This window comes from Huijunlia imazamoxiresistens (assembly GCF_037132455.1).
Lineage (GTDB): Bacteria > Bacteroidota > Bacteroidia > Chitinophagales > Chitinophagaceae > Flavisolibacter > Flavisolibacter imazamoxiresistens.
Map to the genome: position 1 here is coordinate 169592 of NZ_JBBBEI010000012.1, position 23695 is coordinate 193286.

Genomic DNA, 23695 nt, shown 5'->3' on the forward strand with positions numbered 1-23695 from the left:
CCGCCTCCCGGCTGCCGGGAACGCAACCCCCAAGGGCAGGATGTAGAAAACAACGATATCATGAGAAATACAATCATAGCAGCCTTTTTATTCGTTTCGCTAGCGGCGGCCGGCAGTTGCCGGGCGCAACAGGGCGACCTGCCCGTAACCGATTTTCAAAAAGGAACCACCGGCGAGGGCATCCAGCTGTTGGACGTACGCACCCTGGCGGAGTACAACGGCGGGCACCTGAAAAATGCCTTTCTCGCCGACTGGACCCGCCCGGAAGCGTTCCGGGACCGGACCGGGGCGCTGGACAAATCCAGGCCGGTATACGTCTACTGCCTGAGCGGCGGAAGGAGCCGCGCGGCAGCGGCAGCGCTGCGGGAGCAGGGATTTACCCAGGTGTACAACCTGGTGGGCGGCATCACTGCCTGGAAGGGCGCCCGCCTGCCGGTGGAAGGCAAAGCGACAACAAGGCAAATGACCCTGGAAGAATTCCGCCTGCAAATTCCTTCGGATAAAACCGTGCTGGTGGATGTGGGCGCTGCCTGGTGTCCGCCCTGTAAAAGGATGGAACCCCTGGTACAGGAAGTACTCCGCGAAAGAGGGGCCGGCCTCGTCTTCCTGCGGGTAGACGGTGGCGAGCAGGAAAAGCTGGCAGCCGATTTAGGGGCGGAAACCTTTCCCACCTTTATCGTGTACAAAAACGGCAAGGAGGTGTGGCGGCAAAGCGGCCTGCTGCCCAAAGAGGCTTTGCTGAAGCCCCTTCAATAAAGCAACAACCGTGAAGGCGCGAATGCCTAAAAATTAGTTGCATTACAGATGAGCTTTGCCGATATTTATTTTTCAGAAAACCGCCTTTTTTTGTTTACCGGTGCGGAGTCCAATTCGACTAGACACCGCTGGACGGGGGAAACGACCGGGAGCTTCCGGCTGAGCAAAACCAAGCCGGAAGGCAAACGATTTAAAAGCACTAAAACCAACTGAAATATGAAAAGTATCGGCATTATCGGATCCGGCATCGCCGGCCTGCAGCTGGCACTGATGCTGCAACGCCAGGGCCTGGAGGTGACGCTGTACAGCGACCGGACACCGGACCAGATTAGGGAAGGGCGCCTGTCCAGCCTCGTGGTACGTTTTGACCACACCCGGGAGCGGGAACGGGCGCTGGACGTGGACCATTGGGACTTCCCCGACTTTGGCGTCCATGGCGTGCACATGCACATCGGCGTCGAGCCCGCCATTGTGTGGAAAGGAGCGCTCAACCGGCAGGCCAGCGCCGTAGACATGCGCCTGTACCAATCCACCCTGCTGGAGGATTTCAGCAATCGGGGCGGCGACGTGGTGGTAGGCAACTTCCAGGCGGCGGACGTTTCCCGCCTTTCTGAAAAACACCAACTGATGGTAGTGGCTGCCGGGAAAGCCGGCCTGACGGAACTGTTTCCCACGGATCCCGAAAAGTCGCCCTACTCCCAGCCGCAACGCCTGATCACCGGCGCCTTTTACAAGGGCCTCCGTATCCCCGACCCGATCAGCGTCCTGTACAATATCGCCCCCGGCCATGGAGAAATCTTCCTGATGCCCTTTACTACGTTTGGCGGCCGTGTCTGCAGCATCCTCATCGAAGCCATTCCCGGCGGGGCCTTAGCACCCATCGCCTCGATGCGCTACGAAGACGACCCCGAAACCTTCAATGCCACCGTGCTCGACCTGGTGCGCCAGCACGCCCCTCCTATCTATGAACTGATCGATCCCGACGAGTTCGGCATCAACCGTCCCCAGGATATCGTGCAGGGAGCCATCACCCCCACGGTTCGCCGCGGTTATACGGCACTGGGAGCGGGCAAATATGCCCTGGCCCTTGGCGATATGCATATCGTGAACGACCCGGTCCTGGGACAGGGTGCGAATACGGCTTCCAAATGCGCCTGGGTGCTGGGCAAGGCGTTGCTGGAAAACGAAGTTTTCGACGAAGACTTTTGCCGCCGGACCGAGCAAAAACTTTGGGAAGCTGCCCAGGCCGTGACCGAATGGACCAACATGACCCTGCAGCCTCCCCCGCCCCATGCCGTTCAACTATTTATTGCCGCCGCCCAAAACCGCGAGCTGGCCAACGAACTGGCGGATAATTTCAACCAGCCGGAAAAGAACTGGGAGATCTTCCGGTCACCGGAAGGGGCAGCCGCTTTCCTGGCCCGGCACGGGGCCTACTAGAAACATTTCGGATGTCGGATTTCGTCTCGCCTGGGGCGAGACGAAATCCGACATCCGAAATTGCCTCATTCCTTCCTGACTTTCAGCACCTGCTGATCGCACAACAATACCTTTAAAACGAAGGGCTTTTCCTGGTCGTGGTAAATGTTGATCCGGACCCGGTCCGGCCCTACGATCGTCCAGCTACCGGAATGTTTTTCCGGACCATCCCAGGGTGCAATCCCGATATACACCAGCTTTCCCTTTTTACGGAACTCATAGCCGGTCCGCCCCCGTGCAACAGGAAAGTCAAAGCCTTCCGGCCGGTAGACCGTAACTCCCGGCGAATCCTCCTCGTGGGAATGCATCCATAACCCCAGGAGACAGAACTCCAGGCCGTGCGAAAATTGATGAACAGGCGCCGGGCTTAGCGGTTCGCCCGGGGCACTACCGCCCAGGAGCAGGCATCCAGCCAGGAGCGCTGCGGGAAAAGACAGCCCCTGCCGGATGCAGGAAGGGGAGCTGTTAGGGGGAACACGTTTCATAAGCAGCGTATTTAAAAAAGAAAATACAAGACCCGTCCATAGGGGTGGCCACAAATTGCGGGCCTGGAACAGGCAGGCAGGCCCTGCTTACCGGGGCTTGCGCCGGGCCCGCATCGCCTGGTTATGCGCCAACAACACCGAGGCCGGCAGCTCATAACCGTACACTGCCACTTTGCCAATGGCCCCTTTAAAAAACGAGGACCCATCCCTGGTCCCGACCCGCATGGGTGCGGTACCGTCGCCCGGCACCACCGCATACAGGTGCAGGCCATCCGTATCCCGCAACACGCCGTTTTTATACACCCGGGTATACCCGGACGGGTAGGCGGCACTCTTTTGAACGGTATTGATCACCAGGGCATAATGGATCCATGCACCCAGGGGCTCCGCCTCCTGGAAGTACGATCCCGCCCCCAGGCTGCCCGCCAGGTTAAAGCAATAACCACTGATGCGCTGCGAGCGGCCGGCGGCGCCGGCATTATACATCCGGGCGGCCCACAGCTGGTTGCGCAACGTTCCTTTACCCATCCAGTGCACATAACCGTCCCCCTCACTCGCCGGGAAATCGGCCACATCCGGGCGCATCCAGGCCTCGATGGTCAGGACCCCCGTACGGGTCACTTCCAGCAATCGATGGTCCGGTATTTCGAAATAACTGTCGCTTCCATTGAATACGCTGGCCGTTTCTCCATTGGGAAGCCGGGCCTCCCCCCTGCCCCCTCCAAAATAACTGCCGGTGAGGCCGTTACCGGAGGCATCGGACCGCTGCCCCTTGGTCAACAACCAGTAGCCGGACGGCTGCGCCGCCAGCACCAGCTGGTCGTAGGTCTTTGCAGCCAGCGCTTCCGAAATTGGTTCCGGCCGAAGACCGGCAGGATGGGCTTCTTCGCCGGGCAGGGCGGTATCCTTTCCACAGGCCCCCAGCACCAGCAGCAGTGCCAGTACCGGTAGGGTAAAACCGAAGGGTCGTTTCATACGCTTTTAAGGGTTAATCGGCCTCCGGGAAGAAAAAGGGAACAGGCGGGCCGGACCGTTCCGGAAGGGAAGCGGTTGATTTCCGGGACCCGTTCACCGACAGTTTGCCCCCGGTTCAACGATTTCCGGCCCGGACCGGCCCCAGCCAGCTCTACTTTTGCCTGCCCTTAATCACCATCCTATGAAATCTTTCATGCGTCCCGCAAACCTGATCCTTGCCCTGGCCCTGGCAGTTGCCGGCACCTCCTGCAAAAAATCCGACACCGCAGACCTGGCGCCTGCCACCGAAAGCCATGACATCGCCTCCCTGCAGCAAGCCGTCGCCCAGTCGCTGGGAACCGATCCCGCATCGGTAGTGTACCAAAAAGAATTGCAGCAATTTGTAGTGGAGGAAGACAGCTATGTAACCCTTGAGGATGCCGTGCGCCGCTTTGCCCACCATGGGGTTACCAGTGGCGTACAGGCCGCCACCCACCAGCAGCATTATTATTTGATCAAGCCGGAGAAAGTAAATGCCATCACGCTTTATGCCGATACCACCGTGCCGGCCGCATGGCTCACCGTCCTGGATTCGGCCATCGCCTCCTGGAACGCGGCCGGCAGCCGGGTGCGCCTGCAACGGGTCAACTCCCCCACCGGCGCCACCACTAAAGTAACGACCAACTATTCCGTTTCGTCTACCATCGCTTCCGCCGCTTACCCCGACTATTACGGGAATCCCGGCAACCGCGTCACCATCAATACCTATCACAATGGCATGACCGTGGCCAAAAAACGCTTTGCCCTCACCCACGAGCTGGGGCATTCCATCGGCCTGGCGCATACCAACAGCACCTGGGGATCGCTCATCGAAGGCACGCCCACGACCGATGCGCAATCCATCATGAACGCCTCCGTGCTGAATTGGTCGCAATTCACGGCCTTCGACCTGCTGGCGGTACGCACCCTCTACCCGCAGCCCGAGCCGGCAACCGGGGTAACACAGGCAACCGATACCACCAAGGCCGCCGAAACCACCAAGGTTACCGAAACGACCCAGGTAACGGATACGACCAAGGCAACCGAAGCGAAAAAAACCGAAACCTTACCGGCCCCGCCCCCCAGCATCCGGGACTTCCGCCAGAACTTCCGCGTGGAAAAAAAGGCAAGCAAGGGCCTGTTCCGGAAAAACACGGCTGCCGGCACGGCCTCCACGGGAAAATAGGAGTGGATCATTCCGGTTTTCTACCCTTAGTTCTAAGAAGAACACCATAGCAAATAAAAGGTTTTCCCTTAGCTGGCCCGCAAAGCTTCCGAACATCCGTTTCGCCCGCTTAATTTTGTTGCCGCGGATGCGGACGCCCGCTCTTAAGGTCTAAATTCCAGGCTTTTAGCAGGCGTCCGCTCCCGCAATAATCCCAACCCGAAACAGGGAGTCTGTAACCCAAATGTTCGCACAGCCATGAAGGTACTTGAGCACTTACGGCATTATTTCGGCCTGTCCCTTTCCTCCCATCTGCGCCGCTGGGAAAAGGAATTTGAAAACGAAACCTATTACCGGGCCGTAACCGACCGGGTTTATTCTTATGTGGTTCCCCTGCCCGACGGCCGGGGCTACGGCGTGGACTTCCGCATCCTCTGCAACCACCCCCTCAAAGCCCACTACCTCGAAGACGGCCGCACCCGGGTATTCCGCCGCTCCTTCCGCTGCCGCGAACAGGCCGAACGCTTCCAGGTGGCCGAAATGAAACGGGCCGCCCACTATTTTCCCTGCTCCGATTTTTTCGCCGTACGCGGCTCCGGCCAGGTACAGCAATGCTGGTAGCCGCCTCCGGGTTACGGAATGCGGCTGCTCAGGAAATTGAAGATCAGGTTCCCGAACAGGCTTAACGGCAGCAGCCTTGCCTGCCCGTCGCGGGCTTCCTCGTCCCAGTACCGCACCTTGATGGCTTCCTTGAAATAAGGATGCTGCCGGAATTCCTGCAGCTCCGCGGCGGTCATGGGTCCGCCCTGCCACTGCAGGGTCTGCCAACTGGCTTCGGACAACTTTTTGGCGTAATCCGCATTGGTGGCCACCAGGTAGCGTTTGGCCTGCACATGCAGCTCCACCAGGGCGCAGATTTTTTCGGAAAAGCCCCGCTCCGCCAGGTAGCGGGCTCCCAGCTCATCATGGTCCACCAGGCTGTAAGGCCCCATTAACCCGGCCCGCGGCTCGCGTTTCAGCAGGTGGCCAATGTCGTGCAGGAAGGCGCCCAGCACCATTTCCGGACCGGCCCCGTCGCGCAGGGCCAGCATCGCGCACTGGATCATATGCGCCGTATGCGACAGGAACACGCCGTCCTGCTCCCGGTTGCCGTGGGTTTCAAATAAATGCATAATAGCGGCGGTTACCTTGGCGGCATTGATCTCCACCGCCAGCTCATTTTCCAAAAATGTATTCATACAACTAATTTGAGGATGCCTTTCCCACCTCTCAGCCGGGTGGTCCCTCAAACCTATTGGCGCAGCTTTACCGCAATATGAACAGAAGATGATCTTTACGTTAACACCGGTGCGCCGACACAGCAGGTAGGTTTACGTAGAAACGGGCACGTAAAAACGCCGAATCGTAAAAAACCATTGATTCAGGACGGAATTTTTGCCCGTTAATTCCTTTCTTAGCAAGGGGTGTCCCTAATCGCCCGTTTTCAATCCGTACCGCCGGATACCCCAGGCCTTTACCCAGGGAACAAGCAGGCCACCGCCTAACCGACACAACCGTCCGGCCTGACCCTACTGATCCCCTTCCCGGAGGGGATTTTTTTTGCCGCGCCTGCTGCGCCCAGGGCCTTCGCTCTACCGGCTGAGAATCAGGCCGAACGCCCGTTGCCAACCCTAAAAACGCTGGCGGGAAAACCGGAGCGGACGGGACAATTACAAGCCGGATTAGGATTTTATTAGCATTTTCAACAAAATAAATGGGACATTTGCGAGTTACGAGGAAAAACGTCCTGTTCTGATGAAAAAACTGTCCCTGCTTATCGCCTTCATAGCCGCCACCTTTGTTTCCTTTGCCGCCAAGCCCCCCCGGGTCGATAAAGGCGCCTCCAAAGTAAAAAAAGCGGCCGTGTTCCCGGTGGCGGGCCACCGGAGCGTGGTCCGGGACAAATGGGGCGCCAGCCGCGCCGGCGGCATCCGCAAACACAAAGGCATCGACATCCACGCCCGCAAAGGCACGCCGGTAGTGGCCGTTTGCGACGGCATCATCGTTACCCGCGACCATACCCCCATCGGCGGCAAAACCCTGTGGCTGCGCCCCGCAGGGCAGGCCTGGACCGCCTATTACGCCCACCTCGACCAACAACTGGTAACCGAAGGACAGCGCGTACGGAAAGGCCAGGTGATCGGGACCGTGGGCAACACGGGGAATGCCCGCACCACTCCTTCCCACCTGCACTTCGGCGTGACGCAGGGAAACCAGTGGGTGAACCCCCTCCCCTATGTGTCCGGGGCCAAAAAGGTGGTCTCCGCCCCCAAAAGCCCCCAGAAAACGGTCCGCAAGGTGGCTGCGAAAAGCAGCAGGACAGTCAGTAAAAAAACCAGCCGGACGGTTACCAAGGCAACTCCCGTAAAGAAAAAGGCCGCCCCGGTGGTGCGCAAAAAGCCGGTAAAGAAAACCCGGAAGTAAGGAATCCTGGTATTCCCGCGAAGGGCCGCAACGCCCGGTCCGTCCGGATTTTTTCTTTATATTAGCGGGTATTCTACCCTGTTTGAACATGAAACCTGCTGTGAGAACCGCTTTCCTTGCCCTTTCCCTGACGGGCCTGTTGCTTCCATCCTTATCGTCCCGGGCCCAGGCGACCCTGCAACAGCAGGCCATGGTGCTGAAGCGGGTGATTGAAACCAACCACGTACGTCCCCGCCCGGTAGATGACGCTTTTTCCAACGACCTTTTCCACCGGTTCCTGGAGGCCCTCGATCACCGCCGCCTCTACCTTACCGCCACCGACTTCGCTTTTCTGGAAAAATACCGCCCCACCCTCGACGACGAGCTGAACGGCAATGGAACGAGGCGGGCAAAACCTTCCTGGACGTGCATATGCCCTATTCCAAATAGGGGGGCGGAATAGGGCGAACGGGTAACCGGCACGGAAGTGCCGGCCCGGTTTTGCCCTTTTCCATTTTTGAGCGTTCTTTGCCCGCTGCCCTGCCCCGAAGGGACAGCACGCAGCCGCTTTAACCATGGATACACTACTCGTCGATTTTCTCTTTTTGTCCGGCCTTACGGCCATGGGCGTCTGGATCTATTATTTAAAGGAGGAGAAAAAAACCGGGCAGCCGGAAAAGACCCCACCCGAGCCTGCCAACGAAGAAGACCGGCAGGACCTCTTGCAGTTTTTCGCCACCCGGCTCCCACAAATAAGGCAGGCCCAGGTAGCCTTCGACGCCCTGCTGGCGGAAAGCAACGGCTATTGCTCGCACTACCGCCTCTCCTGCTGGAGGGAACAATACGGCAGCCTGTACCGCTCCATAAAACGAAAACCCCTCGACCTACTTCCGCCGGCCGACCAGGAACTCGTGCGCAGCTTCCTCACCGACATTGCCCATGCCGACGACCTGCGCCACGCCTTTAACCGCCAGTTCATCGAAACCGAAAAAGAACGCTACCGCTCCTTCTTCAACAAAGTGGAAGGGCGCAGCCTCGACGCCCAGCAGCGCACCGCCATCGTCACCGACGAGGACAACAACCTGGTGATCGCCGGGGCGGGCTCGGGCAAAACCACCACCATCGTGGGCAAGGTAGGCTATGTCCTTCAACGTTATAACGTACCGCCGGCGGAGATCCTGCTGCTTTCCTTTACCGGCAAGTCGGCGGCGGAGCTCGGCCGCCGGCTTATGGGGACCGGCGTGGAGGCCAGCACCTTTCACAAATTCGGCCGCGAGGTGATCCGCGAGGCCGAGGGTGCACCGCCCCGCCTGTTTGCCGAGCAGCAGTTCGCCCCCCTGTTGGAGCAACTTTTTGCCGAGCAGTGCCGCCACGCCAAATACCTGAAGCAGCTGACCACCTTCTTCACCCAGTACCTCAAACCCGACCGCTCCCCCTTCGCCTTTGGGAGCCAGGGCGCCTATATCCAGTATTTAAAGGAGCAGCATTTTCGCCCCTACAAGCTTATTGAAGGCAAGAACAACGCGCCCCGCCGGGAAATCGTCCAAAGCGTGGAGGAATACCGCATCGCCAACTTCCTGCTGTTCAACGGCATTGCCTACACCTACGGCACGCCTTACGAGTTTTCCGCAAAAGACCCCGGCGGGCGGCCCTACCGGCCGGCCTTCACCCTCCGCCAGGGCGAAAAGGTGGTGTACCTCGAACACTGGGCCACCGCCCGGGACGGCAGCGTCCCGGCCTGGTTCGGGGGCGCCGACAACCCCGAGGGAAGTGAAAAATACGGCAGCAGCATCCAATGGAAACGGGAGCTCCACCAGAAAAAAGGCACGACATTGATAGAGACCTTCAGCTTCGAAGGAGAAGAAGGCACGCTGCTGAAAAACCTTTCCCGCCGGCTGAAAGGGGCCGGCCTGGAACTGCAGCCCCGCACCCCCGAACAAATCTGGGCCACCATCCGCTCCGCCGCACCGGAGGAAGTGGACGGCTTCCTCTCGCTGCTGGGCACCTTCATCACCCTGATGAAGGCCAACCATTACAGCCTGGAGGAAGTGCTCCAAAAGAACGGGGAGGAACCTTTCTCCTTTTTCCCCAAACGCAACGCCCTGCTGCTCGACCTGGTCCGCCCCCTCTACGAAGGCTATGAACAGCACCTGGCCACTAACGGCCTGATCGACTTCAGCGACATGATCAACCGGGCCGCGGATTATATTGAAAACGGCCGCTATAAGCGTCCCTTCCGCTACGTCATCGTCGACGAGTTCCAGGACCTGTCGGTGGGGCGCTACCAGCTGCTCAAAGCCATCAGGACCGTCCACCCCTCCTGCCGCCTGTTTTGCGTGGGCGACGACTGGCAGTCGATCTTCCGCTTCACAGGCAGCGACCTGTCGCTGTTCCGCGAGTTTGAAAGCTATTTCGGCCCCACGGCCACCTCGCGGATCGAGACCACCTACCGCTTCCACCAGCCCCTGGCCGGCCTGTCGGGCACCTTTATCCAGAAGAATCCCGGGCAGCTGCAGAAGGAGCTGAAGGGCGCCGGCAGGGGAAAAAAGACCACCTGGGAAATCCGGCCTGCCTTACCCGGTGGCAATGACGGTCCCGCCCTGAAGGAACTCTTCGACCACCTCTACGCCACCTGCGCCCAGCTCGAAAGCAAGCGGATCTACCTCCTCGGGCGGTACGGTTTTGACATCAACCGCATCAAACCGCAGCCGGGACTAACGGTGAAGGTGCGGGTACAGGATCCCCAGGCGCCTACAGGGCCGGTGCGCGAATACGCCTACGAAGCGGACAAATGGAAATTTCTTAAGGAAAATGAAAAGATCATCGTGCAGTACGAAGATCCCGCCGGCGGCAGCCTGTTCCGGCTGGAGGCCGAGTTCCTGACGGTGCACCGGGCCAAGGGGCTGGAAGCGGAGATCGCGGTGGTCATCAACTGCAATGCCGGCAAGCATGGCTTTCCTTCGGGCATTGCCGACGACCCGGCCCTGCAGCTGGTGCTGGGCGAGGAGGAGCCCTTCGAGCAGGCCGAGGAGCGGCGGCTGTTCTACGTGGCCATGACCCGGGCCCGCGAGGCCGTTTATTTCCTGGCGGACCCCTCCTCGCCCTCCGGCTTTATTACCGAGCTGGAAGCCTCGGACAATAAACTTTCCGCCAACCGCTGCCCGCGCTGCGGCAACGCCGAAGTGGTGTTCCGCAAGGAAGGCGTTTCCAAAAACGGCAGCCCCTACAAATTTTACAGCTGCACGAACGCCGCTTTCGGTTGCGGATACACGAAAATGGAATGGGGAAATTAATAATATTATATGCGGAAGGACCGGGATGAACAAGAAGCCTGAAAGGCTTCACTGTGAATAGCCCCGGGTGCAACCCGGGGTCAGCCGTAGTACGTTAGCCCAACCCCGCATGGGGTTGATTGTGTCCTGTTCGATTTATAAAAGGTTACAACTCTGAAGATTTCTTCGAAAAGCCTTTCTGATCCCGGATTGCGTGTATAGTTGAAGGTCCCACAGTCAACCCCGTTGGGGTTGTCGTGATAAATCGCTGCCGTTCCCCGGCTTGCACCCGGGGCTATTCACAGTGAAGCCCTGCGGGCTTCTCCAGCGCTACGTAAGACGTTCCTCCTCAGTAAAAAACGTGTACCGACGAATAAACCACCACAAGGTGAACCTACCACGCCTCAACGGAAGCATGCCGGGACCTAAAAACGCATCCCCCGCCCCGGCTCCGAAGAGCGCAGGAACAGGGGATGACAGACGGCTGGAAGAAAATGGCCTTATTTCAGTTGGGTGGCGCCCGGCCCTTCAATTTCCCCGATGACGGACTTGTCGCTCAGGTCGATCAGGGTCTGGGTACGGGCCTTGGTCCATTTGCCCAGGGCGACGTTGTATTCGCCTCCCAATTGGTTGAAGAGGCCCAGGTTGGACGTTCCGTAACCAAAAGCAAGGGTGTTGGCGCCGCTCCGGTAAAAGGGCTGTTCGGCCAGGGTAATGGGATTGCGGACATCGTAAAAGTCGGTATTGGTGATGCTGTAGCCCTGTGTCAGGCCGTCGTCCGATACCAGGGTGCCGCCGGTGCCGATGAAGATCACGTCCAGGGGCCTGGAATCCGAGGAAACCTCCGTTCCGGCAAAAACCGCTATCCCCGAAGCATTGCCGCTGTTGGCCAGCAGGTTGGAGGTTTTGGTGCCGAAGCCTTCCCCGGCGGCGGCGGTATAGTCGTATGCCCGCACCCAGTTGGCGCTGCTGATGTCGGAAGAAGCCGCGCCGTTGATCCGTTTACCGGTGCCGCCCACGTAAAAGTAGGTGCCCCTGGCCGCCGATCCCGTATTCAGGTTGATCTTATACGAGCGCAGGCCGCCGGTGGCCCATCCCTTCGCAGGGACGCCCGTGGGCGTGGAAGCGCCGGCATTGTTGGTCGTCACCAGGGAAAAAGGAGTGGCGGCAAAATCGATATCCCGGGTAGCCATCAGCTGGATATACTCGTAATTGCCTTCGCTTTCGCCGGTTTTGTTCTCCGGATCGCTCAGGAAGCCGGTAATGACCAGGGGCGCTATTTCCACGGTGGCGCTCAGCACCGATACATCATTCGACGTCCGCATCCGCAACTGGGGCACCAGCTTGCCGTCGGCCCCTTCGGTATTGAAGACGATGCCGTAAAAGTTGGCGCTGACCGGAACCGGGTTGCCGGCAAAGGCCGCCTTGCTGTCGGTGCGCAGGGCCAGCTCGCCGAAGCCGTCGTTGATCCGTTTATCGCCCCCCAGGACGTCGGCCGGCGCCGGCAGGGGGTTGAAGCCGCCCTTGACCACCACCACCAGGGTGCTTTCGTATTTACCGGGATCGGCCGCAATCTGGCTGGAGGGCACCCGGTTCAGGGGAATGGCATTTCCCGAGGATACTTTTTGTACGGCGCCTTCCGAAAGATTTTTTACCTGGAGGATGCCGTCCGCCCGCGTCAGCACGCCGCCTTCGAGGTTGATGACCACCGAATCGCCCGGCGCATAGACCGCGGCTTTGGCCCCCAGGGCTATGGAGAGGCCCCGGAGCTGCGACAACCGGCTGCGGTCCTGCACCACCAGCAGCCCGGCGGGCAGGTTGCCCCCGGAATGGTCCGACACCACGACGCCGGTGATCGTGGAGGAGCCAAACATCTTCTCTTTTGAAAGGGCCAGGTCCTGTCCCTGGTAGAGGTCACGCACATCTAAAACGGCAATATAGGGACTGATGCGCCCGCCGGGGTAATTGTCTTTTTTACATCCCCAGGCCAGGGCGCCGGCCAGTAATAAAAAGGAATAAGCGAAGCTATTTTTCATGTTCTTTAAGTTTTAGGAAGGGTTCGGAACCCTGATTGCGCTTAGGGTTTCTGCCACCATACTTTGGTAGTGATCACATCGGCACCCTGCGCCGCTACGGCAGCTTTGTAGTGGGTGGGATTGGTGGATTGCACATAAACGGGATAGGTCATGCGGGAAGGCATTTCCCCGTTGTTGCGCAGGCCCGTGCCCTTAGGCAGCTTCGGATGCCCGGTACGGCGGTACTCGAACCATTGCTGCAGATCGGTGAGGAACAGGGCATAATATTTCTGCAGGTGAATACGCTCCATCTTTTGTTCCAGGGGGGCGTTTTCATCCCACTGCATATCGGCGGCGACCAGGAAGTCGTTGATGGGCACCGACCAGGTAGGCAACCAGAGGGTAATGCTGTTCTGGGCCCCTTCGGTATAGTAGGTGCCGGCCGAACCGCCGATCCAGCCCTTTGCCGCCGCTTCGGCCAGGATGAACTTCAGCTCGGCATAGTTCATCATCATGCCGGCCAGGGGCTCGCTCATGAGCGTGGAGGTGGAGGTGGTGGAATAGAAGTAGGATTTTTTTACCGGGTTGTCGCCGGGCGCATAGCCGCTGGGCACGCCCAGGAACTGGCCCCCGGAAGGCGCAATGGCCCAGCGGTTGATCCCGTTGGTTCCATAGGTGGGGATGTCGATACGGGGATCGTTCCAGTCCACCAGGTTGCCGATAAAGAAGCTCGCAATGCCGGGGGCGCGGAAGTCCTGCTCGCGAACGGTCAGCAGCGGCGAGGTATAGGGCGCTGCACCGGTCCACCGCAGGATCGCGGATTCGTCGTTGCTGGTCATGACCGGGTAGTCGGCAGCTTTCTCCTCCACGATCTCGCGGATCTTGGCTTTACTGCCTTCCGCTGCTTCGGCCTTGCCCGACACCCGCAGCAGCAGGCGCAGGTAAAGCGAGTTGCCGAACTTGCGCCACCGGCTCACGTTCCCCCCATAAACCGGGTCGCTCGCCCCGACGATGGCCGCATTTTCCCGCAGGAGGTTATTGGCTTCTTCCAGCTTTTTGAAAATATCCGCATAAATTTCTTTTTGCGGCGTAAAGGCCGGTTCGTAAATCAGCGAATCCCGGGCCTGGTTCGACTGGAAATAAGGCACATCGCCATAGGTGTCGGTGATCAGCGAATAGATCCACGACTGGCAGATCAGGGAGATGCCCCTGTACGACTTGTTGTCATTGAGTTCGCCGCTGGCGATTTTATACAGGTCCTTGAAGTTGGTCAGCTCGGTGTACCAGCCGTTATACAGGTAGTCGGCCCAGGTGGAGCGGTAATCGTAGCGAAACACCTTTCCCTCGCCATCGCCCAGGTCTACGGTCACCTGCATCAGCTCGTTGTTGAAGTTGCGGTTCCGCAGCATATTGTACTGCAGGGTGCTGACCAGCGCCGGCGCCAGCAACTGCTGCGGCAGGGCGTTGGGGGTAGTATTCAGGTCGGTATTGATCTCCTGGAAATCCTTGGTACAGGAGCTGAGCGCCAGGCTGAACAACAGCACGGCGCCGGTAATTTTATTAAAAAGCTTTTTCATGTTCTTCGTAAATGTTATGCGTATGTAGTTTCCATACTTCGTATCGCTGCTTACAGTCCTACCACCAGGTTAAACCCGAAGCTGCGGGTGGAGGGGAACTGGCCGATCTCGAAACCCTGTACGATATCGGTGCCGCTCAGGGTACCGAATTCGGGATCGAACATGGGCCAGGGCGACCAGATGGCCAGGTTGCGGCCGTACACGCCTATGGTGGCCTTTTGCAGCCCGATCTTCCGGATCATCCGCGGCGCAAAGCTGAAGTCGAACCGCGCTTCGCGGAACTTGATGAAGTCGGTGCGGAAGGTGCTGCCCTCGGCATTGTCCACGCCATAATGCGAACGGTAGTATTCGTCGATATCGGTGGCGATGACGTCGTTGGGGCGGTACTTGCCATCAGCCTCCTGCACCAGGCCGTTGCCGATAATCCCGCTGTAGCGGCCCGGGAGGGTCTTGGTCAGCTTGCCCTGCTCGGCCAGCTTGTAGTGGGTCAGGGAGTGGGCCACGGCACCGTACTGGGCATCGAAGAGGAGGTGGAGGCGGAAACCTCTATAGCTGAACTCGTTGGTGAAGCCCATCTTCCATTGGGGAATGGTGTTGCCCAGGTACTGTACTTCCTGCGAGATCAGGGCCACGCCGGTTTGGTTGTTGTACACCACCTGGCCGTCCGGTGCCCGCACGTAGCCCCTTCCATAGAGGTCGCCCATGCTGCCGCCCACCCGGGCTACGATCTGGCCGCCGCCTACCGGGCCGGTCTGCAGCACCAGCGAGCTGTCGGACAGTTCCTTGATGCGGTTGGTATTGGCGGAGAAAACGAGGTTGGTGGTCCATTTCAGGCCGTTTTTCACCGCTACCGGCGTGCCGTTCAGGGCAATTTCCATCCCTTTGTTGTTCACCACCCCGGCATTGATCACGTTCCGGGGGTAACCGGAAGCCTGGTCGAGCCGGCGGTCCAGGATCTGGTCTTTGGTATGGCCCGTGTACACCGCCACGTCCACGCCCAGGCGATTTTTAAACAGCTTGACGTTGGCACCGGCCTCGTAGCTGATGGTGCTCAGCGGCTGCAGGTTGGGGTTGCCCAGGGTTCCGGGGTTTTCCAGGCCGCCGCTGAACAGGCTGCCCGCCGACGTATAGTTAAAGGCCGTGCGGTAAGGAGTGTTCTGCCCGCTGCCTACCTCGGCTACGGACAACCGCAGCTTGGCAAAGTCGATGACCCGGGGCAGGTGCAGTACTTCGGAGGCTACGAAGCTCAGGTTGACGGAGGGATAAAAGAAACCGGCATTGGCCGTACGGGTGGGCGTCGCCAGCACGCTGTTCCAGTCCTGGCGGCCGGTGAGGTCGGCAAACAGGAAGCCCCTGTAGCCTGCCGTGACCAGTCCGTAAAAGCTGTTGATGGCATACTGGCTCCTGTAGGGCAGGGTCACCAGCGGACCGGCATTGTTGGCCATGGAATAGGTGCCCGGGTACGTCAGCGAGTCGGCCCGCACTTCATCGCGGTTGTAGCGGTTGCGCAGGGCGCTGCCGCCGACAGTGGCGGTAACATCCCAGTCGCTGCCGATTTTGCGGGCATATTTCAGCAGGAAATCGCTGCTGGCTTCCTGCGAAAAGATCGACTGCGTACGGTAGCTGCCCTTCTGGTATTTGGAGCCGGCATCATATGGACGCTCCTGGGCCCGCTGCTCGTAGGAAAGGTCCATGGAGGTGCGCACCTGCAGGCTCAGCTCCCTGGTAAAATCGTAGGTGGCCTGGATATTCCCGGTAACGGCATGGCGGTTGGAGCGGTTGATGAATTCATACGCCACGGCATAGGGGTTCTCCGGGAACGTGCTGTAGGGATAAAGGATCTTGCGCTCCTCCTGCCCGTTCACCCAGTAATTTTTCAGCCAGTCGAGGTCGGCATTGGGCTGCCAGAAAATGTACCAGTACATGATGGACTGGTTGCCGTAGCCGGCCCCCGGCAGGTTGTCACTGTTGCGGTTGTTGTAATTGACCTTGGAGGCGATCTGCAGGCGGTCGTTCACTTTGGAGTTCACCGACAGCGCGACGTTGTTGCGCTTATAGCCCGTATTGGGAATGATCCATTGGTTGTGGACATTGCTCATCGAGAAGCGGGCGGAGGTCTTTTCGGTGCCGCCGTCGATGCTGATGGTATTGGAAACGGTCTGGGCCGTCTGGAAAAATTCGTTGATCTTATTGCGGTAGGGTACCCAGGGTGTGCGCACGCTGTCCTGCTTTTGCGTTAGCGGGTTGAACTGGAAAAACGACTGCCCGTTGAAGCGGGGGCCGTAAGCCGAGGAGGTGCCGCTGGTGCTGCCGCCGTCGGCCGAGGCGCCGAACGAATAATAGGTGGCGCCGTCCAGGCCCTGGCCGTATTCGAACTGCAGGTCGGGCCAGCGGTTCACCGTTTCCCGCGACACGTTGGAGTTGAGGTTAATGCCCAGGCCTTTGCGCTTGCTGCTGCCCGACTTGGTGGTAACAATGATGGCGCCGTTGGCGGCCCGCTGGCCGTAAAGGGCGGCGGCGCCGGGTCCCTTCAGCACGTTTACCGATTCGATGTCTTCGGGGTTGATGTCGTTGAGGCTGCTGCCGTAGTCGGCCGGCATGTTGTCGCTGCCGGTACCGTAGGTAACCTCACCGCCGATGGCGTTGCGGCGGCCGCTGCCGTGGTTGATCACCACGCCGTCCACCACGATCAGGGCTTCGTTTTCGCCGGTCAGGTTGTTTTCGCCGCGGAGAATGATCTTGTTGGAACCGGCGGGACCGCTGTTGGAGCGTACCAGGTTCAGGCCGGCCACTTTTCCCGACAGGGCGTCGGTCCAGTTGCCCGCCATGGCGTCGGTCAGTTGTTCGCCTTTGACGGTGGTGGTGGCGTAGCCGAGGGCTTTTTCTTCGCGTTTGATCCCCAGGGCCGTCACCACGACGTCGCTCAATTGCTGCACGTCCTCTGCCAGCAGCACGTTCAGGTGCCCCTTCGCCCCTGCTTTCAGTTCGCGGGGCTGGAAACCGATGGAGGAAAAAATAAGGGTTTCCGTAGGATCTGCAGACAGGGTGAAGACGCCGTTGGCGTCGGATACCGCCCGGCGGTTGGTGCCTTTAACCTGTACGCTCACGCCGGCTACCGGCTGGTTGTCGGCCGGGTTACGCACCGTACCGGTAACTTTCTGTTGCTGCGCCAGCAGGCTGCCGTGCAACAACAGCCCCACCGAAAGGCCGCACAACCGCTGGCCGGTACGAAGGAAAAAATACTTCATGCAAAAAAATGGTTTAGGTGTTTCACCTGCAGGGGAAAGGTGGCGGAAACAATTCAGAAAGACCCCCGGATCGTTGCCCGGTGCCACTTGCAGGAGTGGCGCAAAAGTATCCGGGCCCTGTTACCTTAATATGAACACAGCATGAAGCTTCTGTAAACAGGTGAGCATCAACGTGAATAACATCGTTAGAATAAATTGCAGGAGGAAAAAGAAAAGCCCCTCCGTTTCCGGAAGGGCGTTCGTTTTTTATAGGAATTTTTTTAGGAAGGCATCAATCATCGTCTTCTTCTTCCGCTCCTGCTTTGAAGAAAGCGCTGCGGCGGGGGGCCGGCATCTCGGACGCCTCTCCTTTTACCGCCTTCCAGATCACCTGGCTGAACAGCAGGTCGGGCACCTTGTCCTCCTGGCTGAAATCGAAGGTCTGGCTCAGGCGGGCGCTGGGCGTCAGCTTTTTATTCACCTCGGCCAGGTCCACCCTAGGGGACAGGGCGGTAAAGGGCGTCCGATCGGGGGTGGCGGTAAAGCAGCGCCACATGGGGGTGGCGGCCGCATCGTACTGGCTCATGGGCGGCAGGCCCAGTATGAGTTCGATCGTGCGGAGCATCGAAGAAGTGGAGTACATCGTATGGTCCACAAATTTCCGTTTCACAAAACCGCCGGCCACGTAGGCGGTGGTGCGGTGGGCATCCACGTGGTCGGGGCCGTTCTGGGCGTCGTCTTCCACGATGAACACGGCGCTTTCCTTCCAGATGGGGCTTTTGGACAGGTGCTCGACAAACAGTCCCACCGCCCAGTCGTTATCGGCCACGTGGGCAAAGGGTGTGGGCCGGGCTACTTTCAGGCCTTCCGTATGGTCGTTGATGAAGCGCAGGGAATTGAACCGGGGCACCGCACCGGCCGCCACCAGCGAATCGAACTCGCGGCGCCACTGGTAAAAACGCGCCGTATCGCGCACCGTCTGGTCCCAGGGGGTGAAGTAGGGACAGAAATGCCCCACCAGCGAAGGGATATTAGCCTTGTAGTTATCGGCAAACTCGCCATAGGTACGGTAGGTTACGCCGGCCCGCTTGCAAAAATCCCAGATAAAGCCTTTTTTGGGGTTGGCGATGGCGCGGTTGCCCTCGCCCGAATAGGTGCCCCCACGGCCGCCATAGCTGGTGGGCCAGGTTTTTTCCAGATAATCGGTGGCATGGGCCGAGGTGCTCCAGTTGTGGCCGTCGGCACTGACCTCGCCGTCGGCGTAAAAATTATCCAGCAGCACGAACTCTCTGGCCAGGGCATGCTGGTTGGGGGTGATCTTTTCGCCGAACAGCAGCAGGCTGGTGTCGCCGTTGCCGCCGGGCACATCGCTCAGCACCTGGTCGTAGGTGCGGTTTTCCTTAATGATGTAAAAGACGTATTTGATGGGCGAAGGATCGCCGACTTTTTTGGGGATGGGGTTGCCCGCTTCGCCGGTCGCCAGCAGCTCTTTTTCCTTCGTATAGGGCGTATTCGCATAAACGGCACGGGTATACCCTTCCAGCGCGTTTTCCGAGGGTTCGTCGATGATGGAGAGGGTGCCTTTCATCAGGCCGGCGATGTACTGCACCTTCCGCTCGGCCGTCGAATCGCCCTTCTGGTAGGTCACCTTCTGGCGGCGGTTGACCGGGTTGGGGCCGCCGGGGTTGGCAAAGGAGGAAAAGCCCTTGCCGTTGGACACAAAGATCTTTTTGCCCACCACCTTAACATTCGTCGGGTACCAGCCCACGGGGATAAAGCCCTTCGAGCGGCTGCGGCCCGGCTCGTGCACATCAAACACCGCCAGGGAGTTGTTGTCGGCATTGGCGATGTAGAGGGTCTTTTCGTTGGCGGAAAGCGCCAGGCCGTTGCTGGTGGAGCCGGCGGGAGCATCGGGGTAAAGGGCAGCATTGAGTACCTCGATCACCTTTCCCTGCTTGCGGTCGATGACCGAAACGCTGTTGTCGTTGGCGTTGGCCACGTACAGCCGGCGGCCCTTTTTGTCGAGCAGCAGCTCGTTGGGGTTGTCGCCCACGGCGATCTCCGAAACGATGCGGCGCTCTTTGGTATCCACCGCCACCACCTTGTCGGCGCCCCAGAGCGAAACGTACAGCGTTTTTTTGTCGGGCGACAGCAGGCAGGTGTAGGCTTCCGCGCCCAGCGGCAGCCGGTGGAGCGTGGTTTTCGTTTGCAGGTCCACGATATAAAGGCTGTTGTTCTCGCGGGTGACCACGTACAGCAGCTGGGCGGCATCGTCGAGGGCGATACCTGCCGGGGCGATCTTTTCGGGCCATTTCGGGCCCAGCACGATGCTGTCGGCCAGCTGCAGCCGCCCGCCGCTGAGGGCATATTTCAAAATACGGTTGTCGTTGCCGCCGGAGGCATAGAGGTATTTTTCATCGGCGCTGAACTTGAGGCCGTACCAGGATTTGGGAATTACGGCCGCGTCGAGGAGCTTTTCGGCCCGCGCATCGATCAGCTGGATGCTCTGGACGCCCTGGCCGTTGTTGGTGGCGGCGATCCACTTGCCGGAGCGCGAAACGGCCAGGTTCAGCGGCAGGTCGCCCAGCGGCAGGGAGCGGCCCGCCGGCGACAACCGCCAGCCATTGGGCAGGGTAAGGCTGCCTTTCGACTCCTGCGCACCGGCTGGTGTGCTTTGTGCCTGCGCCCCCGCCTGCAACAGGCTGCAGAGAGCGCCGAGATAAATCAATTTCTTCATGGTGACGATGGTTTTGGGGCAAGGATCGATGTTTCAACGTTGTTTCAGGCCGCAAAAGTAGTCCCTCCGCCGGGACAGCATATTACGGGATTGTTACCAAATAGTGAACGCATCGTGACGGACCGGCGGCCTTAATATTTCGGTAATACCGGGTTGATATTTTCGTATCCGTATCACCCCTCTTTTTTTATGAATTACATCATTGCCCTGGGCGTTTTCCAATCCTTTGTCGCCCTCTGCCTGTTGCGGGCCAGCCAGCAGCGCCGGCCGGCCGACAACCTGCGGCTGGGGGGCCGGGAAAAATCTTCCGGCTATTTTTCGGCATTCAGTTTTGTGATCAGGTTCACTTCGTCCTGCCGGTAAGGCGTTCCGTCGGGACGGAAGATGTCGTGGAACCATTCGACGGGATCGCTGCCGTTGGTGATGGGGGTATCCCAGGCATAGATGGTGTTGGTCTTGCCACTGACGAAACCCCAGTTGATGGCACCTACCTTTTCCTTTTTCAGCAGGGGCAGGGTGTTGGAAAAGCGGTTGTTGCGGGTACGGGCCATGTATTCGGTGCAGATCAGGGGACGGCCATGCGCCTTGAGCAGGTCGATCACCCGCTGGTGCCACTGGGGCTCTTCGTAATCGTGGTAGGTGATGATATCTGAATTCGTAGCCTGGAAGGCATTGAGCTCCTCGAAGTCCCAGGCCCACAGGCCGGCGGTCAGCGGCTGGTCGGGGTTCACTTCCCGGGCCCACCGAAAGACCTTTTTCAGCAGGGGCAGGGTCGTTTCCTTCTTGCCCGAGTTGCCGGGCTCGTTGTACAGGTCCCACAACAGGATGCGCTTGTCGCGGGCGAAGGTGGTCATTACGTCTTTCAGGTATTTCTCCAGGCCCGGGAACACCGTGCTGTCCTTCGAATAGGGATCACCGGGATCCTGCACCCAGCCCGAGTTGTGAATACCGGTTTTCGGTGCCGGCTGCGGGCCGGCTTTTGGATCCTTGTTCCAGCAGTCGTCAAAAAATACCAGCATCGGCTTGATGCCGTGCTTTTCGGAAAGGGCTAAAAACTGGTCCACTCTTTTTTTAAACCCTTCGGGGTCATGCTTCCAGGCCAGGGAATGCAGGAATACCCGCATGGTGTTGAAGCCGATCTTTTCGGCCCAGCCCAGCTCCTTGTCGATGGTGGCCGGGTCAAAGGTTTCGGCCTGCCACATCTCCAGTTGGTTGATGGCGGTGGAAGGAATATAATCGGCCCCGGTCAGCCACTTGTGGCCGCCGTACCAGGCATTGGCTTTTTCCGCCGGCCATTGTTGGGCCGGGGCCACCGCCGCCTGCTTTTTGCCCTTCTGCGCCCGGACCTCCGGGGAACCGAGCGACAGGAACAACAACAGGGAGAAGAAAATACTTCTTGCTTGCATAACCGAATAACGATTTAATGATGAATAAAATGCAAAGGGCAGCCTAAGGAGCCGCGGGGGTAATGCCGGAGGGCAGGGTAATGGGCGTACCTGTTTTTACCGGCTGCCCGAAAGAGGGGGTACCGTCGGCGTTCCAGCAGAATTTTTGCATCCGGGGCGAGCGGAAGCGGCCGCAGCCCTGTCCCGGCTGGTCGTTGGCATGGTACAGGATCCAGCTTTCCTTTCCGTCGGGGGAAGTGAAAAACGAATTATGCCCCGGTGCGAACACGCCGTTTTCCGGCGACTGTTGAAAGAGGGGGTGTTCGCTCTTTTTCCACTGAGATGCCTCCAGGAGGTCGTCTTTGCCGGTGAAGGTCAGGAGGCCGAGGGCATAAAAATCCGTCCAGCAGCCGCTGGCGGAATACACGACAAACAGTTTCCCCTGGTGCTCCAGGAATTGCGGTCCTTCATTCACGTCTACGTGGGGCGGATGGACGGGATCGTGCAGGTCGCCATGTTTTTCCCAGTCCAGGGTGGGCGAAGAAATCCGTACACGGTGCCCCTCCAGGGTCCAGGGATTCTTCATGCGGGCGATATAAATATCCTGGCGGCCGTTGGTATCGCCTTCCCATCCCGACCATACCATGTACCACTTTTTTTTGTACCGGTACACGTTGCCGTCGATGGCCCATTTGTCCGAAGGATCGGCGACCTTTCCCTTGAAGGTCCATTCGCCCTGCATGGGGTCGGCCGATGCGTTTTGGAGCACGTAGATCCGGTGGCGATTGTTGTCGCCGTCATCGGCGGCAAAATAGGCATACCAGTTTCCGTTGATAAAATGCACTTCGGGCGCCCACACGTCCTTGGAATAAGGGGTACCGGCCGGGGGCGTAAAAATGGTTTTGCGTTCGGCGGAACCCAGTTCGGCCAGGCTTTTGGTTTTCCATAATTCCAGGCGGTTGCCGGTAGTATGGGTATAATAATAAAAGCCGTCTTTGTAAAATGAAAAGGGATCGGCGCCGGAAGGCAGCAGCGGGTTGGCAAAAGTAGCGGGTGTGGCTTCCTGGGCATACAGGCCGAAGCCGGGGGACACCAGCAAAAAGAACAGCACCAGTTTTTTCATGGCAATCAAAATTAAAGGACAATCGTTACGGATAGAAGAAACGTTTTCGAACCCGTTTTCGTACCACCACACGGGCCACCGGTGGGAACATTTGAATTTCCAGGAACCCAAAAGCATGAATTTAATATTAATATTTTAAAAACAATTATTTAACACTGGAACCGGCAACAAACACCCGCCACAAATAGGTGATTTCACGGCATTAACGCAAGGTTCATTTCACTTCCCGCAAACTTTCTTCTATATTAGCGGTAATCACCATAGCCCGCTTTTATGTACAGGGAATATCATAAATGGTACAGCACCCATTTACAAAAAGAAATCGAACTCCTTTCCTTCGGCCAGGGCGGTACGCCCGTTCTGTTCTTCCCCACCCGGGCCGCCCGCTTTTACGATTATGAAAACTGGGGCGTTATTGAGGCGATGCGCGAAAAGATCAACCAGGGACAACTGCAGGTGTTCTGCGTAGACAGTGTCGACGGCGAAAGCTTTTACTGCTTCTGGTGCGACCCGGGCGAAAAGATCCTCCGCCATTTGCAGTACGAGCAATACATCCTCCACGAAGTGGTGCCCCTGGTACGGCAGAAAAACGACAGTGACGACCTGATCGCTGCCGGCTGCAGCCTTGGGGCCTTTCATGCCATCAACCTGGCCTTCCGCCATCCCCACCTGTTTCGCAAGGTGGTGGGCATGAGCGGCCGCTACGATCTTACCCGCCAGCTGGATCACTACCAGGACCTGTTCAACGGTTACTGGGACGAAAACATTTATTACAACTCGCCCAACCAGTTCCTGCCCAACCTCTATGACGGCAAGCTGCTGCAAACCATGAAACAGATGGAGATCATCCTGGCGGTAGGCCGGGACGACCCGTTTTATGAAAGCACCCGCCAACTGAGCGAGATCCTGTGGCATAAAGACATCGGTAATGCCTTCTATATCTGGGACGGCACCGCCCACAAGGCCCATTACTGGCGCCAGATGGTGCAGCATTACCTGTAACGGCTTTCCCCCAATCTGTATAAAACAAAACCCCTGC

17 protein-coding genes are annotated in these 23695 nt (G+C 58.7%); 8 read left to right on the forward strand and 9 right to left on the reverse strand.

The genetic code is table 11. The features are described from left to right. Positions 1-60 precede the first annotated feature (60 nt). Positions 61-756 carry a thioredoxin domain-containing protein gene (locus tag V9K67_RS15780; RefSeq protein WP_414696778.1) on the forward strand — a complete coding sequence of 232 codons (696 nt, stop codon included), beginning with the start codon at positions 61-63 and terminating at the stop codon, positions 754-756. A gap of 216 nt (positions 757-972) precedes the next feature. Continuing rightward, entirely contained in the window at positions 973-2196 is a 1224-nt protein-coding gene (locus tag V9K67_RS15785) for a styrene monooxygenase/indole monooxygenase family protein (protein WP_336724022.1), read from the forward strand. Positions 2197-2261: 65 nt separating this feature from the next. Here the strand turns inward: V9K67_RS15785 and V9K67_RS15790 are convergent, their stop codons facing one another. Then, positions 2262-2720 (reverse strand): hypothetical protein, encoded by a 459-nt coding sequence (locus V9K67_RS15790; RefSeq protein ID WP_336724024.1) that lies wholly within the window; start codon positions 2718-2720, stop codon positions 2262-2264. An 87-nt stretch (positions 2721-2807) separates the two neighbouring features. After that, entirely contained in the window at positions 2808-3695 is an 888-nt protein-coding gene (locus V9K67_RS15795) for a LamG domain-containing protein (RefSeq protein ID WP_336724025.1), read from the reverse strand. Between the two features lie 181 nt (positions 3696-3876). Here V9K67_RS15795 and V9K67_RS15800 point away from each other — a divergent pair, with 181 nt between their 5' ends. Further along, complete coding sequence (locus V9K67_RS15800; protein ID WP_336724027.1) at positions 3877-4899, forward strand: M57 family metalloprotease; 1023 nt, start codon at positions 3877-3879, stop codon at positions 4897-4899. Between the two features lie 237 nt (positions 4900-5136). Next, positions 5137-5499 (forward strand): hypothetical protein, encoded by a 363-nt coding sequence (locus tag V9K67_RS15805; RefSeq protein WP_336724028.1) that lies wholly within the window; start codon positions 5137-5139, stop codon positions 5497-5499. Positions 5500-5510: 11 nt separating this feature from the next. Here V9K67_RS15805 and V9K67_RS15810 read toward each other — a convergent pair whose 3' ends face one another. Further along, positions 5511-6116, reverse strand: a complete 606-nt coding sequence (locus V9K67_RS15810) for an HD domain-containing protein (RefSeq protein ID WP_336724029.1) — start codon at positions 6114-6116, stop codon at positions 5511-5513. Positions 6117-6672: 556 nt separating this feature from the next. On the opposite strand from V9K67_RS15810, the gene V9K67_RS15815 reads away from it, so the two are divergent. The 3 genes from V9K67_RS15815 (at position 6673) to V9K67_RS15825 (ending at position 10613) form a co-directional block, all read left to right on the forward strand. After that, positions 6673-7341, forward strand: coding sequence for a M23 family metallopeptidase (locus tag V9K67_RS15815; RefSeq protein WP_336724030.1), 669 nt, complete (start codon positions 6673-6675; stop codon positions 7339-7341). Positions 7342-7441: 100 nt separating this feature from the next. Continuing rightward, the gene (locus V9K67_RS15820) at positions 7442-7783 is read left to right on the forward strand and encodes a hypothetical protein (protein ID WP_336724032.1); all 342 of its coding nucleotides are present in this window, start codon (positions 7442-7444) and stop codon (positions 7781-7783) included. 112 nt (positions 7784-7895) lie between these two features. Beyond that, the gene (locus V9K67_RS15825; RefSeq protein WP_336724033.1) at positions 7896-10613 is read left to right on the forward strand and encodes a UvrD-helicase domain-containing protein; all 2718 of its coding nucleotides are present in this window, start codon (positions 7896-7898) and stop codon (positions 10611-10613) included. Between the two features lie 479 nt (positions 10614-11092). Here the strand turns inward: V9K67_RS15825 and V9K67_RS15830 are convergent, their stop codons facing one another. The 6 genes from V9K67_RS15830 to V9K67_RS15855 all read right to left on the reverse strand — a co-directional run bounded on the left by V9K67_RS15830 (position 11093) and on the right by V9K67_RS15855 (position 22656). Then, positions 11093-12628, reverse strand: coding sequence for a DUF5689 domain-containing protein (locus V9K67_RS15830; protein WP_336724035.1), 1536 nt, complete (start codon positions 12626-12628; stop codon positions 11093-11095). 41 nt (positions 12629-12669) lie between these two features. Further along, complete coding sequence (locus V9K67_RS15835; RefSeq protein WP_336724036.1) at positions 12670-14184, reverse strand: SusD/RagB family nutrient-binding outer membrane lipoprotein; 1515 nt, start codon at positions 14182-14184, stop codon at positions 12670-12672. Between the two features lie 50 nt (positions 14185-14234). After that, positions 14235-17432: a SusC/RagA family TonB-linked outer membrane protein gene (locus tag V9K67_RS15840; RefSeq protein ID WP_336724037.1), complete on the reverse strand. Its 3198-nt coding sequence runs from the start codon at positions 17430-17432 to the stop codon at positions 14235-14237. Between the two features lie 271 nt (positions 17433-17703). After that, positions 17704-20148 carry a bifunctional YncE family protein/alkaline phosphatase family protein gene (locus tag V9K67_RS15845; RefSeq protein ID WP_336724038.1) on the reverse strand — a complete coding sequence of 815 codons (2445 nt, stop codon included), beginning with the start codon at positions 20146-20148 and terminating at the stop codon, positions 17704-17706. 311 nt (positions 20149-20459) lie between these two features. Then, complete coding sequence (locus V9K67_RS15850; RefSeq protein ID WP_336724040.1) at positions 20460-21554, reverse strand: cellulase family glycosylhydrolase; 1095 nt, start codon at positions 21552-21554, stop codon at positions 20460-20462. A 43-nt stretch (positions 21555-21597) separates the two neighbouring features. Continuing rightward, a complete protein-coding gene (locus V9K67_RS15855) occupies positions 21598-22656 on the reverse strand; it encodes a glycoside hydrolase family 43 protein (protein ID WP_336724041.1) in 1059 nt (352 codons plus the stop codon). Between the two features lie 273 nt (positions 22657-22929). On the opposite strand from V9K67_RS15855, the gene V9K67_RS15860 reads away from it, so the two are divergent. Then, positions 22930-23658, forward strand: a complete 729-nt coding sequence (locus tag V9K67_RS15860) for an esterase family protein (RefSeq protein ID WP_336724043.1) — start codon at positions 22930-22932, stop codon at positions 23656-23658. Positions 23659-23695 lie beyond the last annotated feature (37 nt).